Here is a 13,532-nt window from a genome sequence, read left to right on the forward strand (position 1 = left end):
ATCTGTGCCGATCGCTGTGAACCGCCCGGTCAGCGGGGTACTCGGAGCACGGCCGGACGAAAGCCGACCACTGAAGGAGGAAAACGCATGAGCACGGTCAAGGAAGCGGTCGAGGTCGAGGTCCCCGTCCACACCGCGTACAACCAGTGGACGCAGTTCGAGCAGTTCCCGCAGTTCATGGAGGGAGTGGAAGAGGTCAGGCAGCTCGACGACCGCCACAACCACTGGACCACCAAGATCGGCGGAGTGCAGCGGGAGTTCGACACCGAGATCGTCGACCAGCTCCCCGACGAGCGGATCACCTGGCGCACCGTCAGCGGCGACACCCACCAGAAGGGCATGGTCCGCTTCCAGCGCCTGGACGACACGCACACCCGGGTCGAGCTCGTCATCGACATCGAGCCGGAAGGCATGGTGGAGAAGGGCGCCGACGCGCTGGGCCTGATCGACCGGCGGGTCAAGGGAGACATGCGGCGCTTCAAGGACTACATCGAGCACCGCGGCGGCGAGTCCGGCGCCTGGCGCGGACGCATCAAGCCCGGCGACCCCGGCCAGGTGCTCTGAGTCCTGGCACGGCGTGCTCCAGCTGGGCGCTGCCGCCCCACGGCCGGGCCCTGGACTTTTCGTCTAGATGCTGGACAATGATTCCAGCCCCGTCCTGTCCAGGACGGTGACGGCCCGGCATCCGGCGACGGCAGCGGCCGGCAGCGCCCAGAACGGAGTACGTACATGCCCGACACCCCGCCCGTCAGCCTGCGGGACGTCCAGGACGCCGCAGCGCGCATCGAGGGGGTCGCCCACCGGACGCCGGTGCTGCGCTCGCGGACCCTGGACGAGCTGGTGGGCGCCGAGGTCGTCGTCAAGTGCGAGAACCTCCAGCGCGTCGGCGCCTTCAAGTTCCGCGGTGCCTACAACGCCGCGTCCCGGCTGTCCGCCGGCCAGTTGGCCAAGGGCATCGCCGCCTACTCCTCCGGCAACCACGCCCAGGCCGTCGCCCTGGCCGCCCGCGTGCTCGGCACCACGGCCGTGATCCTGATGCCCGAGGACACGCCCGAAGCCAAGCTGGAGGCCACGGCCGGATACGGCGCGGAGATCGTCACCTACGACCGCTACACCGGCGACCGGGTCGCCATCGGCGAGGCCCTCGCCGCCGACCGCGGCCTCGCGCTCATCCCGCCGTACGAGCATCCCCATGTCATCGCGGGCCAGGGAACCGCGGCCCTGGAGCTGATCGAGGAGGTCGGCGAACTGGACGCCCTGGTAGTGCCGGTGGGCGGCGGCGGACTGATCGCCGGGTGCGCCACCGCCGCCAAGGGGCTCCTTCCGGACATCCGGGTGATCGGCGTCGAGCCGGAGGCCGGGGACGACACCAAGCGGTCCCTGGAGGCCGGCCGGCGCGTCTCCGTCCCCGTGCCCCGCACCATCGCCGACGGCCAGGCCGCGGACATCCCCGGCGAGCTCACCTTCTCGATCAACCGTCGCCTGCTCGACGGCATCACCCTGGTCAGTGACGACCAGATCCGCGAGGGGATGCGCTTCGCCTTCGAACGTCTGAAGACGGTCGCCGAACCGAGTGGCGCGACCGCCCTCGCCGCCCTGCTCGCCCACCGCGTCGAGCCGTTGCCCCGCCGGATCGGCGTCATCCTCTCCGGCGGGAACGTCGGTGCCCGGCGGTTCGCCGAACTCCTCGGCGGCTGACGGGTCCGGGCTGCACTCAGCAGTCCCGGAACTCCGGTGACTGGTTGAGGATCTGGGCGCGCGGCGAGGTGAAGCGCGTATGGGTCGCGCCGCCGCGGTCCTCGGGACGGAAGACGGCCACCCGGTGACAGTTCTGGAAGGCCAGCGCGACCCCGAAGTGCCGCTCCAGGCTGCCCCGGATCGCGTCGCTCGACAGCGCCCGCAACAGCTGACCGCGTTCCCTCTCGGACGGCGGAGGCGTGACGTTGTCGGCGAACTCGGCGGTGCCCGCGCGCAGTTCTGCGGCCAGACCGGAGATCAGGTCGTAGGCGTACGGCAGGGACGTACGGACCGTTGCGACGAAGTCCTCCTCCCGTACCCGGCCCGTCCCGGCTTCGGCGAGCAGTTGCGGGGAGACGTCGAGCGACATGGGTGTTGTCCTGTCTGTGTAGGGGTTTTCCAGGAAATCGGTCGAGCGGTCGTGTCAGCGGCCGGAGCCGGAGGCGAGTGCCGCCGGGCCGTACCGGAAGTCCGGGTCGACCTGGGCGGCGAGGTCCTGCCCGGTGGCCCGGTCGGCCCAGGCGGCGGCGTTGCGCAGGTGGAACTCGACGGCGTACCGCCGGAAGGTGTCCCAGTCCTGCGTACGGGCGTCCACGGCGTCCCGCAGCAGGGTCAGCGCGTGCGCGTTGGACGGCTCCAACTCGCCGCGTGGCCGCCCCTGTTCGGTGGCCCGCACATAGTCCGACCGTGTGCAGTGGGCCACCAGGTCGTCGCCGACGTGCTCCTTGAGGAAGAGCAGGTCGTCTTCGCCGGTGACCTTGTTGCCGACCACGGCGACCGGGATGCCGAACTCCGCGGCGTGCTCCCGGTACTGGCGGTGGACGGAGAGGCTCTTGAGGGTCGGTTCCACGACCAGGAAGGTCATGTCGAAACGGGTGAACAGACCGGAGGCGAAGGCGTCCGCGCCGGCCGTCATGTCGACCACGACGTACTCGCCGGGCCCGTCCACCAGGTGATTGAGATACAGCTCGACCGTGCCGAGCTTGGAGTGGTAGCACGCCACCCCGAGGTCGCTCTCCTCGAAGGCGCCGGTCACCATCAGCGGTACCCCGCTGACCCGCTGGACGTGCCGGGCGTGGATCTCGTCGTCCCCGAGCGGGCGCAGCAGCCGTGAGCCGCGGCCGGGCGGGGTCGTCTTGACCATGGCGTCCCGGGACGGGATCCGGGGGTTGGTGCCCCGCAGGTAGTCCTTGATCTCCCCGGTGTACGCGCTGAGCGGCGGCGCGGTGAGGGCCTCGTCCTCGCCGAGTCCGAGGGCGTGCGCCAGATGCTGGTTGATGTCCCCGTCGACGGCGACCACGGGCGCGCCCGCCCGCGCCAGATGACGGGAGAAGAGAGCCGACAGGGTCGTCTTGCCGCTGCCGCCCTTGCCTACGAATGCCACGCGCATGGCTAGCCACTCCTATTGGAAATGGATTTCATGTGCATAGGCTGGAGGGGGCGGGGTGCGGTGTCAAATCACCGATCCGCCGATCGGGGCAGGACGGGGACGAGTTGGGCGGCCGGTCATCCGTGCCGCAGGGCCTCCAGCAGTCGGCCGTGCAGTCCGGCCGGGGCGACGAGGAAGCTTTCGGAGGCGGCCGTCCACGGGCCGCCGCCGGCGTCGCTGACCACCGCGTCCGCCTCCCGGGCGACCAGGGCGCCGGGCAGCAGGTTGGCGGCGTCCCGGCCGAACTGCCAGAACGCGTCCAGGCGTCCGCCGGCGGTGTCGGCGATCTGCCAGCTGGTCGGACCGAGATTGCGGACCGCGGCCACCCTGGGCAGCACCGCGGCGAGCGACCGGCCCGCCGCCTCGGCCACCCCCGGCTGCCGGGTGATGAACGGCGGCTGGCTGGTCGCGACGACGGCCGCCGCCGGATCCGTCTTGACCGAGGGCGTGAGCGGCCGCCCGTCGAGCGTCGCGCCCTGCCCACGAGCGGCCAGATACGTCTCACCCAGCACAGGCGAGTGCAGCGCCGCCGCCACCGGCTCGCCGTCGCGCACCAGCGCCAGGCTCACGCAGTACTGCGGCAGCCCCTGCAAGAACTGCACCGCCCCGTCGACCAGGTCCACCACCCACACCTCGCCGTCCGACGGCGGCACGGCCTGGTCGTCCAGTTCGTCCGCCCAGTCCACTCCCGGCCGCAGGTCCTCCAGGCGACGCCGCATGACGGCCGCCGCCGGTGCCTCCAGGGCGTCGAAGGCCTCGGCGAACTCCTCGACGGTGGTGGCCCGCCCGGGGCGCGGCGCGGCCGTCAGTAGCCGCCCGACCTCGTGCGCGGCGGCGGCCATGGGGGCGAGCAGGTCCTGGTACGACGTCATGGTGGGCTCCCTCGGAGTGGATCGCTTTCGGTGACTCGATCCTCGGACGCGTCGACCACCGACCGACTCTCCAGACCTACTGGGTGAGCGATAATGTCCCTCGTGGATCTGGAAATGGCGGATCCGGTACTCGATGAGCTGGACCAGCGGCTGATCGCCGCGTTGCAGTGCGACGGGCGGCTCGCCGCGGAACGGGCCGGGGAGGCGCTCGGGGTCAGTGCGTGCACGGTGCACCGGCGCTGGCGGACCCTGCTCGGCGACGGGGTCTGCCGGGTGATCGCGCTCCCCGTGCGGCCCGACACCGTCGGTGCGCTGCTCCTGCGGATCCGGGTGCTCGGCGGCAGGCTCGACGCCCTCACGGCGGCCCTCGCGGCCCGGCCCGACGTCCCGTTCATCGACCTCTCGGCCTCCGGCGACGAGATCCTCGCCGTCTCCTGGACCCGGCCCGGCAGCCGGGACCACCTGGTCTTCCGGGAACTGCCCGCCACCCGGGCGGTCACCTCCGTCTCCGCGGACACGGTGCTGCACGTCTTCGCCGAGGCCCAGGAGTGGCGGCACGACGTACTGACCGAGACCGAACGCACCGCCCTGACCCCCACCCCGGCCCGCGCGGACGCCCCCGGTGAGCCGGACGACGTGGACCACGCCGTCCTGGCCGCCCTTCAGGACGACGCACGCGCCCCGGCGGCGGCCGTGTCCGCGCGCACCGGCCATCCCGAGTCCACCGTGCGCCGCCGCATCGCCCGGCTCGCGGAGACCGGGCGCCTGCTCACCCAGGTCGTCGTCGACCCACGCCGGCTCGGACTGGACATCGACGCCAACGTGATGATGCGCCTCGCCCCCGACCGGCTGGACGCGGTGGGCCGGGAGCTGGCCCACCATCCCGCGGTGCACGGCGCGTTCGCCACGACCGGCGCGTTCAACCTGCACGTCGCGGTCTGGGTGCGCGACCTGGCGCACCTCTACCGGTTCATCACGCGGGACCTGGGCGGGCTGGGCGTCGAGGGGGTCGAGACCGTCATCGTCGGCCAGGCGGTCAAGCGCCCCGGAAAGCCGCCGGTGATCCTTGACGCCCGGCACCGGCCGACCTAGCGTCCACTCCTCGGCACCCGTCCGGACAGGCAGGTCGGCGATGGACCCCAACGAACGCCAGAGACCTCTGCAGGTGGAGACCCACGGCCTCGACGTCATCGGCGACGCCGAGCGCAAAGGCACCCCACGCACCCTGTTCTGGCCCTGGTTCGGGGCGAACGTCTCCGTCCTCGGGCTCAGCTACGGCGCCTTCGCCCTCGGCTTCGGCATCTCCTTCTGGCAGGCCCTGACCGCCGGTGTGCTCGGCATCGTCGTCTCCTTCCTGCTCTGCGGCTTCATCGCGGTGGCCGGCAAGCGCGGCTCCGCGCCCACGATGGTGCTCAGCCGCGCCGCGTACGGCGTGCGCGGCAACCGGCTGCCGTCGCTGGTGTCCTGGATGCTCACGGTCGGCTGGGAGACGGTCCTCATCGCCCTCGCCACCCTGGCCACCGCGACCGTCTTCGGCCGGCTCGGCTGGGGCGGCGGCACCGAGACCAAGGTCGTCGCCCTGCTCGTGGTGGCCGCGTTGACCGTGGCCGGCGGTGTCATGGGCTTCGACCTGATCATGCGGCTGCAGACCGTGATCACCGTGGTCACCGGCGTGCTCACCGTCGTCTACATCGGGCTCGTCGCCGACCACGTCCACTGGGACACGGTGAGCGCCGTCCCGGCGGGCTCCGCCCAGGAGTTCATCGGCGCGCTGGTGTTCATGATGACGGGCTTCGGCCTCGGCTGGGTGAACGCGGCGGCCGACTACTCCCGCTACCTGCCCCGGAGTTCCTCCAGCCGGGGTGTGATCGGCTGGACGGCCTTCGGCGCCTCCCTCGCCCCCCTGCTCCTGCTGGTCTTCGGGCTGCTGCTGGCCGGTTCCTCCGGCACGCTCGGCAAGGCCGTCGCCGCCGACCCGATCGGCGCGCTGACCACGCTCCTGCCCACCTGGTTCCTGGTCCCGTTCGCCGTGGTCGCCGTGCTCGGGCTGGTCGGCGGCGCGGTCCTGGACATCTACTCCTCCGGACTGGCCCTGCTCTCGGCGGGCCTGCCCGTGCCCCGCTATCTGGCCGCGCTCCTCGACGGCATCCTGATGATCGCGGGCTCGGTCTACATCGTGTTCTTCGCCGATGACTTCCTCGGCCCGTTCATGGGCTTCCTGACCACGCTCGGCGTGCCCATCGCCGCCTGGTGCGGCATCATGCTGGCCGACCTGGCGCTGCGCCGCCGGGACTACGACGAGGGCGACCTGTACCGTCCGCACGGCCGCTACGGCGACGTACCGCTGCCGCCGCTGCTGCTCACCCTCGCGGCCACGGCCGTCGGCTGGGGCCTGGTCACCAACACGGCCGCGAGCCGGCTGAGCTGGCAGGGCTACCTCCTCGGCCCGCTGGGCCTGGGCGGCAGGTCCGGCGCCTGGGCGTACGCCAACCTCGGCGTCCTCGCCGCCCTCGCGCTCGGTCTCCTCGGCACACTCGCCCTCGGACGCGGCCGGATCCGCGACCAGGAGGCCCAGGCGCCGAGCCCGAAGGCGGACGCGGGGGTGCCCGGCGCGTGACCCCCGTCCCCGGCCTGCTCGCCGTCATCGACATGCAGCACGTCTTCGCCGACCCCGGCAGCCCCTGGGCCGCGCCCCGGTTCGCCGAGGCGGCGGCGGGCGTACGACGACTGCTGCCGGCTTTCGCCGGACGCGTCACCTTCACCCGCTTCCTGGCGCCCGGGGAACCCATCGGGGCCTGGCGGGCCTACTACGCGCGGTGGCCCTTCGCCCTGCGACCGCCCGACGCCGGTCTGTGGCGGCTCACCGACGAGTTCGCGGCCCGGGCGGAGCACGTCCTCGACGCCACCACCTTCGGCAAGTGGACCCCGGAACTCGCCGACCGCGTCGGCCCGGACGGGCGCCTGGTCCTGGCCGGCGTCAGCACCGACTGCTGCGTGCTGTCCACCGCCCTGGCCGCCGCCGACGCCGGGACCGAGGTGCTGGTCGTCGCCGACGCCTGCGCGGGCGCGGACGACGACTCCCACACCGAGGCGCTGCACCTGCTGGACCTGTACCGGCCCCTGATCCGTGTGACGACGGTCGCGGAACTGCTCGGTGCGGACGGGGAATGAGCGGTCCGCTCCGCATGCCCCCGGGCCGACTGGGTACGCGCTCAGGACCGCGCCCGGGGCGAACCGGCTCCGGGCGGCCGTACGACCGCCGCTACCAGGGGATCTGCCATGGAGACACCCGCGTACGACGACACGCCCACGCCGGCCCAGCGGGCGCTGGACGCGCTGGCCGAGAACGCCGAGGACCCGACCGCGCTGTACACGCTCGCGAGCAGCGACGTGCTGGTCCCCGTACCGGACGACGCCGCCGACGAGGACGCCACCGACCCCTCGGCGGTGGCCCTGCCCGTTCTGGAACGGCCCGGGGACAACCCGGTCGTGCCCGTGTTCACCTCGGAGCTGACGATGGCCGATCTGCTGCCTTACGTCTCCCGCTACCGTCTGGTGCCACTGGGCGCGCTCGCCTCCCAGTGGCCGGCCGACGACCTCTCGCTCGCCATAGACGGCAGCTCCGCGCACGGACTGACCCTCACCTCCGAGGGGGTGCGCACGCTGCTGGCCCGTCAGGCGGGCTGAACGACGGACCCCGGCGGCCGGGCACCTCCCGGCCGTCGCGGCCCGCCCGCCGCGCGAGGGCCTGCGGTCCCTGCGCGACCCGGCGGCCGTCCACCTCGGCGAGGACGGCGACACAGAGGAGTGAGCGGATGCGCGTCAGACGGAGTCGGGCGGCAACGCGCCGAGAACGGCCGCGAGGCTGTGCGGGTCGCGGCGGGCGATGTTGTGGCCAACGGGGATCTCGTGAACCCGCCAGCCCGAGTCGTTGCGCAACCGTTCGGTCAGGGTCACGAACGGGCTCCCTGCCCACGCGCCACCACTGATGAACGTTCGGCCGAGCGCGCGGCCGGGGTTGCCTCTCAGCCTGATCGACTGGACGAGGCTCGCCATTGGATGCGGTCGCGCGCGAGGGTCGAGCCCATCAGGGACTGCGACCCACCGACCGTCGGCGCCGGCGCCGGCTATGAACGTCTCCCGGAAGCTGTCGCTGGTCAAAGACCAACATGAATCCCCGTCGTCCGGGACGTAGGCGTCGATGAAGACGAGCTGGTCGAGGCGGTCGCCGAGCCGATCCGCGACACCAGCGATCACCATGCCGCCGTAGCTGTGCCCGCACAGTGCGAGGGGCGTTTCGTCGCTACGGTCGATGATCTCGGCTACCTGGTCAATATGGGTGTCGAGGTTCGGCGGACGGTCCACATCGATTGGGCCGTCCGATTCCAACCCTGACAGGGTTACCGCCTCGACCTGGTGACCGTCTCGGTGCAGCTCGGCGGCCACCGAGTCGAACACCCATCCGCCTTGCCAGCCACCCGGCACCATCACGAACTTCACCGCGTCATCGTAGGTCAAGCCGGGGCCGGAGGTCGGCCGGAACTGACCCCTCGCAAGGGGTGGTCCGCGCGGGCCCGGGAGGGAAGATCCCAGCGGAGAACCGGGTGAGCGAGAGGGGTGGATGGTCGTGAGGGTCGTCCTGCTGGGCACGGCCGCCGGTGGTGGTTTCCCGCAGTGGAACTGTGCCTGTGCCCTGTGCTGCGCGGCCCGGGACGGCAGACTGCCCGCCCGCACCCAGGATTGCGTGGCCGTCACCGGCAACGGGCGCGACTGGTGGCTGCTGAACGCCTCGCCCGACATCCGCACCCAGCTCACCGCCACCGCCGCGCTGTGGCCCGGCCCCGGTCCCCGGCAGACGCCGCTGCGGGGCGTGCTGCTGACCGACGCCGAGGCCGACCATGTGACGGGCCTGACCGTGCTGCGCGGGGCGGCGGACCTCAAGGTGTACGCGGCCCCGCCGGTGCGGGCCACGCTCACCCCGATGCGCGACGCCCTCGGCCGCTACGCCCCCTGGCAGTGGGCCGACAGCCTGGCCGACGGTGGCTTCGTGCTGGCAGGAGGGCTGGTCGTCACGGCGCACCCGGTGGGGACCAAGGTGCCGAAGTACGTACCGGACGCCGGACGCGAACCGGACGACCGCTGGGTGACCGCGTACCGCGTCGAGGACCTGGCCACCGGCGGAGTCCTGGTGTACGCGCCCTGCGTGGCCGCCTGGAGCCCGGTCCTGGACGAGCTGTGCGCAAAGGCCGGCTGCGTGCTCATGGACGGCACGTTCTTCGCGGCCGACGAGATGGGCACGGCGGTCAGCTCCGGCCCGGGGCAGGCGGCCATGGGCCACCTCCCGGTGACCGGCCCGCACGGCAGCCTCGCCGCCCTGGCCCGCCACCCCCGCGCGCGCCGGATCTACACCCACCTCAACAACACGAACCCGTTGCTCGACCCCGCCTCACCGGCCCGGGCGGAGGCGACCGCGCACGGGGTCGAAGTCCTGCCGGACGGGGCCGGGTTCACGCTCTAGGCGGTCCGTTCCTCCAGCATCCGGGCCAGTACCGCACGCTGCAGGGGCAGCACCTCGGCGTGCAGCTCACGTCCCTTGCCGGTGAGTGCGACCCAGACGCCGCGCCGGTCCTCCACGCAGACCGAGCGCTCCACCAGGCCTTCCTTCTCCAGCCGCCCGATCAGGCGGGACAGGGCGCTCTGGCTGAGGTGCACCCGTCCGACCAGGTTCTGCACCCGGCACTGGTCGCCCTTGTCGGACGTCTCGGAGGCGAGCAGGTCGAGTACCTCGAAGTCGCTCGCGCCCAGCCCGTGCGGGTGCAGCACGCGGTCGATCTCGCAGATCGTGCGCGCGTGCACCGACAGGATGTCCCGCCACCGTTCCTCGAGCCGCGCGTCGGCCGTCTTCACTGCCATACCCGCACGGTAGCACCGATCCGGGCAATTGTTGAGTGTGCAACTAGTGCGGGTGCATGCGGTCGTACGAGGCTCAGGCCGCCGTGTCCTGGAGCAGCCCGACCAGGTTGCCGTCGCCGTCCTTGACCGAGGCGATCAGCCTGCCGCCGCCGACGTCCTGCACGTCCTGGAGCAGGTCCGCCCCCGCCTCCAGCAGGGCCGCGAGCCGCTCCCTGAGGTCCGTCACGTGCCAGTACGGCACTGGCCCGGTCATGCCCTTGGCGTGCCCGTTCGGGTCAAGGCCGACGTCCTGCCCGGCGGCCTTGAAACCGACGTAGTAGGGCTCGTCCGCATAGGGCTCGACGCCCAGCAGAGCCGTGAACAGGGACTTGGCGCGGTCGAGGTCCTTGACGGGGTAGATGATCGTCTGGAGGCCGGCGGTCATGGAACTCACTCCTTCGAGGTGCGTGGGATCACCGACGGGATCCGTCGGTGATCCCACGCTAGGACCGGGAGGCGCGGGACCGCTTCTTCAATCCTGACCGGTTGCGGCCGTCACTCGTTGTGCAGCACCTCCGCGACCGTCAGCCGGGCCGCACGCCGGGCCGGCAGGAAGGCACCCAGAAGGGCGATCACCAGACCCGCGAGGGCCAGTCCGGCGAGGACCGGGGCATGCCAGACGTCCGTCATGTACGAGGGCAGCGTGATGTCCACCGCGCTCGACATACGGGGGATCACCATGGCGTAGCCGAGCATCCCCAGCGGGATCCCGAGCAGCGACCCGGCCGCGCCGAGCACCGCCATCGAGGTCACCGTCATCGCCGTCACCTGGCCGGGTGTCATGCCGATCGACTTGAGCATGCCCAGGTCACGGCGCCGGTCGTGGGTGTTGAGGACGACCGTGTTGAAGACACCGAGCGACGAGACCACGGCGAGCATGAGGGTCAGGACCGCCGCTGAGCCGACGATGGTGCGGGTGATGTTGTTCGGGCCGTTCGGTGCCGGGCTGATGTCGTGGTCGGCGGCGCGGGCCGCGCGGGCGTAGGCCTCGGGGTCGGTGCCGTCCCGCAGCACGACGTGGTAGGCGATGGGACGCTCCTGCGGCGCCAGGGCGTTGAAGGCCGACCAGTCGGCCGCCAGCAGCCGTTCGTCGTCGATCATGAACTCGCCGACGACGGTCACGGCCTCCCGGCGGTCGCCCTTCTGCAGCACCAGTCGGTCGCCGACCCGCAGGCCGTTCTGGCGCAGGAAGGCCGATCCGGCCGCGATCTCGCCCGGGCCACGCGACCACCGGCCCTTGGTGAGCACACTGCCCAGTCCCGGGTCACCGCGGCGGCCTTCGAGGTTGACCTTCACCGAGGTGCCCGCGACCACGGCGTCCACGTTCCCTCTCGCGGTGACGCGGGTCGCGCCCGGCAGCGAACGCAGCAACGACTCGAGCGCACGGTCGCCGTGCTCCGGCTGGATCTCCTTGCCGTGCCTGAAGTCGCTCGCGTACACCGTGACGTCGTAGTGCACCTGCCCCGGGCCGCCGAACCGGGTCATCGTGGTGGCCAGGCCGGTCGCGAACGTCACGGTGGTCACTCCCAGGACCACGGCGGCGAGCGTGAGGGCGCTGCGGCCCGGCCGGGCGAACGGCAGCCCGATGCCCAGGCTCACCGACCGCGGCAACCGGGTGCCCGACAGCCACCGCTGGAGGCCCGGTGCCCGGCCGGTGCGCGGAGCGCTGCCCGCGCTGATCGCCCGCGCCGCCGAGAGCCGTTGCGCCCGCATCGAGGGGGCGAGAGCGGCGAGGGCGCAGACGAGCGGCATGCCCAGCAGGGCGAGCGCGTTCACCCAGGGCGCGACGCCGACGCTGTCGTGGAACACTCCGGCGTCCGGGCCGGTGAAGACGAACTGGAAGAAGGGGCGCGCCAGCAGGTTGCCGACGAGCGTGCCGAGCGCACATCCGAGGACGGCGGGCACGGAGATCATGGCGAGGTAGACGGCGAGCACCTGTCCCGGGGTGAACCCCAGGGCCTTGAGGATGCCGATGTGCCGGAAGCCGGAGACGACGGCACCGCCGACCACGTTGGCGACGATCAGCACCGCGACCACGATCCCGAGGATCCCGAAGGTCATCAGATACGGCGCGTACGCCCGGGCGGTCCTGCCGATCTGGTGCTTCAGTGCCAGGTACGACCGGGTCCCGGTCAGCGCACCCTTCGGCAGCCCGTCGGTCACCCGGGCCAGCCCGGCCCGCAGCCGTGCGTCCGACGAGGCGTCATGGAACCGGAACAGCATCTGCTCGGCGGTCGGGTGCAGGTCCTTCATCTGGCCGGGCGCGACCCAGGCGTCCGCCGTGCGGCTGAGGTCGAAGGCGAACCCCACGATGGTGAGCGTCGGCCCGGAGGGCACCCGGAGCTTCTTGCCCAGGTCGTCCGCGGTCCAGTCCGACTGCCGGTTCACCACCACCTCGCCCGGCCGGGTGGCCCACCGGCCCGCCCACAGATCCACCTTGTCCACCGCGCCGCCCGGCCCCGGGCGGCCGACGACCGTGAGCTCACCACCGAGGCCGAAGTCCGCGGTGCCACGCGGGATCGTGACGCTCGCCTGGGCGAACGGCCCGGACACCGCCGCGGCCCCCGACTCCCGGGCCGCGCGTACGAGTTGGGCGTCCGACACCTTCGCGGGGTCGAACGCGGCCACGAGATGCGTCCCGCGCTGGCTGCCGAAGGCCCGGTCGAAGGGTGCCGAGGCCGCGTCGACCAGTCCGAGCGCCACCACCATCGACCCCGTCGACACCAGCGTCACCAGCCAGATGACCAGTGTCTGAAGTCGCCGCCTGCGTACGGCCGCCCGCGCGGCCCGCCACACCGCTCTCATGCGGACGGCTCCAGGGTGTGCTCGCCGGTGACCCGGCCGTCGGCCAGTTCCACCAGACGGCTCGCGCAGCGCCGCGCGAGATGCCGGTCGTGGGTGACGATGATCAGCGTCTGGCCGATCTGGTTCAGGTCCAGCAGCAGGTCCATCACCTGCTCCCCGGCCCGGCTGTCCAGGGCGCCGGTCGGCTCGTCGGCGAGCAGCAGTGCCGGACGGTTCATCAGCGCCCGTGCGACGGCGACGCGTTGCCGCTCGCCGCCGCTGAGCACCGCGGGGTAGGCGTTGCGCCGGTCCGCGACGCCGAGTTCCTCGAACAGCTCCAGCGCACGGCGCCGGGCCTGCCGGGCCGGGGTGCCGGTCAACTGGGCGGCCAGAGCCACGTTGTCGAGGGCCGACAGATCGTCGATGAGGTTGAAGAACTGGAAGATCATGCCGATCCGGCGCCGCCGGTAGAGCGCGAGGCCCTTCTCGCTGAGCTCCCCGACGTTCTCGCCGTGGACGACGACCGCGCCGCCCGTGGGGCGGTCCAGCCCGGCGATCATGTTGAGCAGTGTGGACTTGCCGCAGCCCGAGGGCCCCATCACCGCGACCGCCTCCCCGGCCCGTATCTCCAGCGACACTCCGCCGAGCGCGACCGTCTCGCCGTACTCCTTGCGCACGCCGTCCAGCCGGACGACGCTCTCTCCCGTTCCCACCTCAGTGACCATGGACAGGACGCTAGGCGGGGGACCGGCCGCGGG

The 13,532-nt window shown here is 72.3% G+C and carries 15 protein-coding genes; 7 read left to right on the forward strand and 8 right to left on the reverse strand.

Annotated features, from left to right (window positions below; translation table 11 throughout):
• Window positions 1-87 precede the first annotated feature (87 nt).
• Together ACZ7L0_RS22050 and ACZ7L0_RS22055 are read left to right on the forward strand one after the other, a co-directional pair.
• Entirely contained in the window at window positions 88-564 is a 477-nt protein-coding gene (locus tag ACZ7L0_RS22050; RefSeq protein WP_471244195.1) for an SRPBCC family protein, read from the forward strand.
• 165 nt (window positions 565-729) lie between these two features.
• A complete protein-coding gene (locus ACZ7L0_RS22055; protein WP_471244196.1) occupies window positions 730-1,698 on the forward strand; it encodes a pyridoxal-phosphate dependent enzyme in 969 nt (322 codons plus the stop codon).
• A 16-nt stretch (window positions 1,699-1,714) separates the two neighbouring features.
• Here ACZ7L0_RS22055 and ACZ7L0_RS22060 read toward each other — a convergent pair whose 3' ends face one another.
• The 3 genes from ACZ7L0_RS22060 to ACZ7L0_RS22070 all read right to left on the reverse strand — a co-directional run bounded on the left by ACZ7L0_RS22060 (window position 1,715) and on the right by ACZ7L0_RS22070 (window position 4,038).
• Complete coding sequence (locus tag ACZ7L0_RS22060; protein WP_471244197.1) at window positions 1,715-2,107, reverse strand: SCO5389 family protein; 393 nt, start codon at window positions 2,105-2,107, stop codon at window positions 1,715-1,717.
• A 54-nt stretch (window positions 2,108-2,161) separates the two neighbouring features.
• A complete protein-coding gene (locus ACZ7L0_RS22065; RefSeq protein ID WP_471244198.1) occupies window positions 2,162-3,127 on the reverse strand; it encodes an ATP-binding protein in 966 nt (321 codons plus the stop codon).
• Between the two features lie 116 nt (window positions 3,128-3,243).
• The gene (locus tag ACZ7L0_RS22070; RefSeq protein WP_471244199.1) at window positions 3,244-4,038 is read right to left on the reverse strand and encodes an inositol monophosphatase family protein; all 795 of its coding nucleotides are present in this window, start codon (window positions 4,036-4,038) and stop codon (window positions 3,244-3,246) included.
• Window positions 4,039-4,140: 102 nt separating this feature from the next.
• Between ACZ7L0_RS22070 and ACZ7L0_RS22075 the strand changes: the two genes are divergently transcribed.
• From ACZ7L0_RS22075 to ACZ7L0_RS22090, 4 genes are all read left to right on the forward strand, one after another.
• Window positions 4,141-5,130, forward strand: coding sequence for an AsnC family transcriptional regulator (locus ACZ7L0_RS22075; protein ID WP_471244200.1), 990 nt, complete (start codon window positions 4,141-4,143; stop codon window positions 5,128-5,130).
• A 40-nt stretch (window positions 5,131-5,170) separates the two neighbouring features.
• Window positions 5,171-6,655 carry a purine-cytosine permease family protein gene (locus ACZ7L0_RS22080; protein ID WP_471244201.1) on the forward strand — a complete coding sequence of 495 codons (1,485 nt, stop codon included), beginning with the start codon at window positions 5,171-5,173 and terminating at the stop codon, window positions 6,653-6,655.
• Window positions 6,652-7,209: a cysteine hydrolase family protein gene (locus ACZ7L0_RS22085; RefSeq protein WP_471244202.1), complete on the forward strand. Its 558-nt coding sequence runs from the start codon at window positions 6,652-6,654 to the stop codon at window positions 7,207-7,209. The genes ACZ7L0_RS22080 and ACZ7L0_RS22085 overlap by 4 nt, the downstream gene beginning before the upstream one ends.
• A gap of 108 nt (window positions 7,210-7,317) precedes the next feature.
• Window positions 7,318-7,725 (forward strand): SseB family protein, encoded by a 408-nt coding sequence (locus tag ACZ7L0_RS22090; RefSeq protein ID WP_471244203.1) that lies wholly within the window; start codon window positions 7,318-7,320, stop codon window positions 7,723-7,725.
• Between the two features lie 135 nt (window positions 7,726-7,860).
• On the opposite strand, the gene ACZ7L0_RS22095 is transcribed toward ACZ7L0_RS22090, so the two are convergent.
• Window positions 7,861-8,538: an alpha/beta fold hydrolase gene (locus ACZ7L0_RS22095; protein ID WP_471244204.1), complete on the reverse strand. Its 678-nt coding sequence runs from the start codon at window positions 8,536-8,538 to the stop codon at window positions 7,861-7,863.
• A 121-nt stretch (window positions 8,539-8,659) separates the two neighbouring features.
• Here ACZ7L0_RS22095 and pqqB point away from each other — a divergent pair, with 121 nt between their 5' ends.
• Window positions 8,660-9,556: a pyrroloquinoline quinone biosynthesis protein PqqB gene (gene pqqB, locus ACZ7L0_RS22100; protein WP_471244205.1), complete on the forward strand. Its 897-nt coding sequence runs from the start codon at window positions 8,660-8,662 to the stop codon at window positions 9,554-9,556.
• Here pqqB and ACZ7L0_RS22105 read toward each other — a convergent pair.
• From ACZ7L0_RS22105 to ACZ7L0_RS22120, 4 genes are all read right to left on the reverse strand, one after another.
• On the reverse strand, window positions 9,553-9,951 hold the full coding sequence (locus tag ACZ7L0_RS22105; protein WP_471244206.1) for a MarR family winged helix-turn-helix transcriptional regulator: 399 nt from the start codon (window positions 9,949-9,951) through the stop codon (window positions 9,553-9,555). The two genes, pqqB and ACZ7L0_RS22105, sit on opposite strands and share 4 nt — an antisense overlap.
• Before the next feature lie 73 nt (window positions 9,952-10,024).
• Window positions 10,025-10,375, reverse strand: coding sequence for a VOC family protein (locus tag ACZ7L0_RS22110; protein WP_471244207.1), 351 nt, complete (start codon window positions 10,373-10,375; stop codon window positions 10,025-10,027).
• A 110-nt stretch (window positions 10,376-10,485) separates the two neighbouring features.
• The gene (locus ACZ7L0_RS22115) at window positions 10,486-12,795 is read right to left on the reverse strand and encodes an ABC transporter permease (protein WP_471244208.1); all 2,310 of its coding nucleotides are present in this window, start codon (window positions 12,793-12,795) and stop codon (window positions 10,486-10,488) included.
• The gene (locus ACZ7L0_RS22120) at window positions 12,792-13,499 is read right to left on the reverse strand and encodes an ABC transporter ATP-binding protein (protein ID WP_471244209.1); all 708 of its coding nucleotides are present in this window, start codon (window positions 13,497-13,499) and stop codon (window positions 12,792-12,794) included. The genes ACZ7L0_RS22115 and ACZ7L0_RS22120 overlap by 4 nt, the downstream gene beginning before the upstream one ends.
• Window positions 13,500-13,532: the final 33 nt, after the last annotated feature.

It is taken from the genome of Streptomyces sp. NPDC039424 (assembly GCF_055639495.1).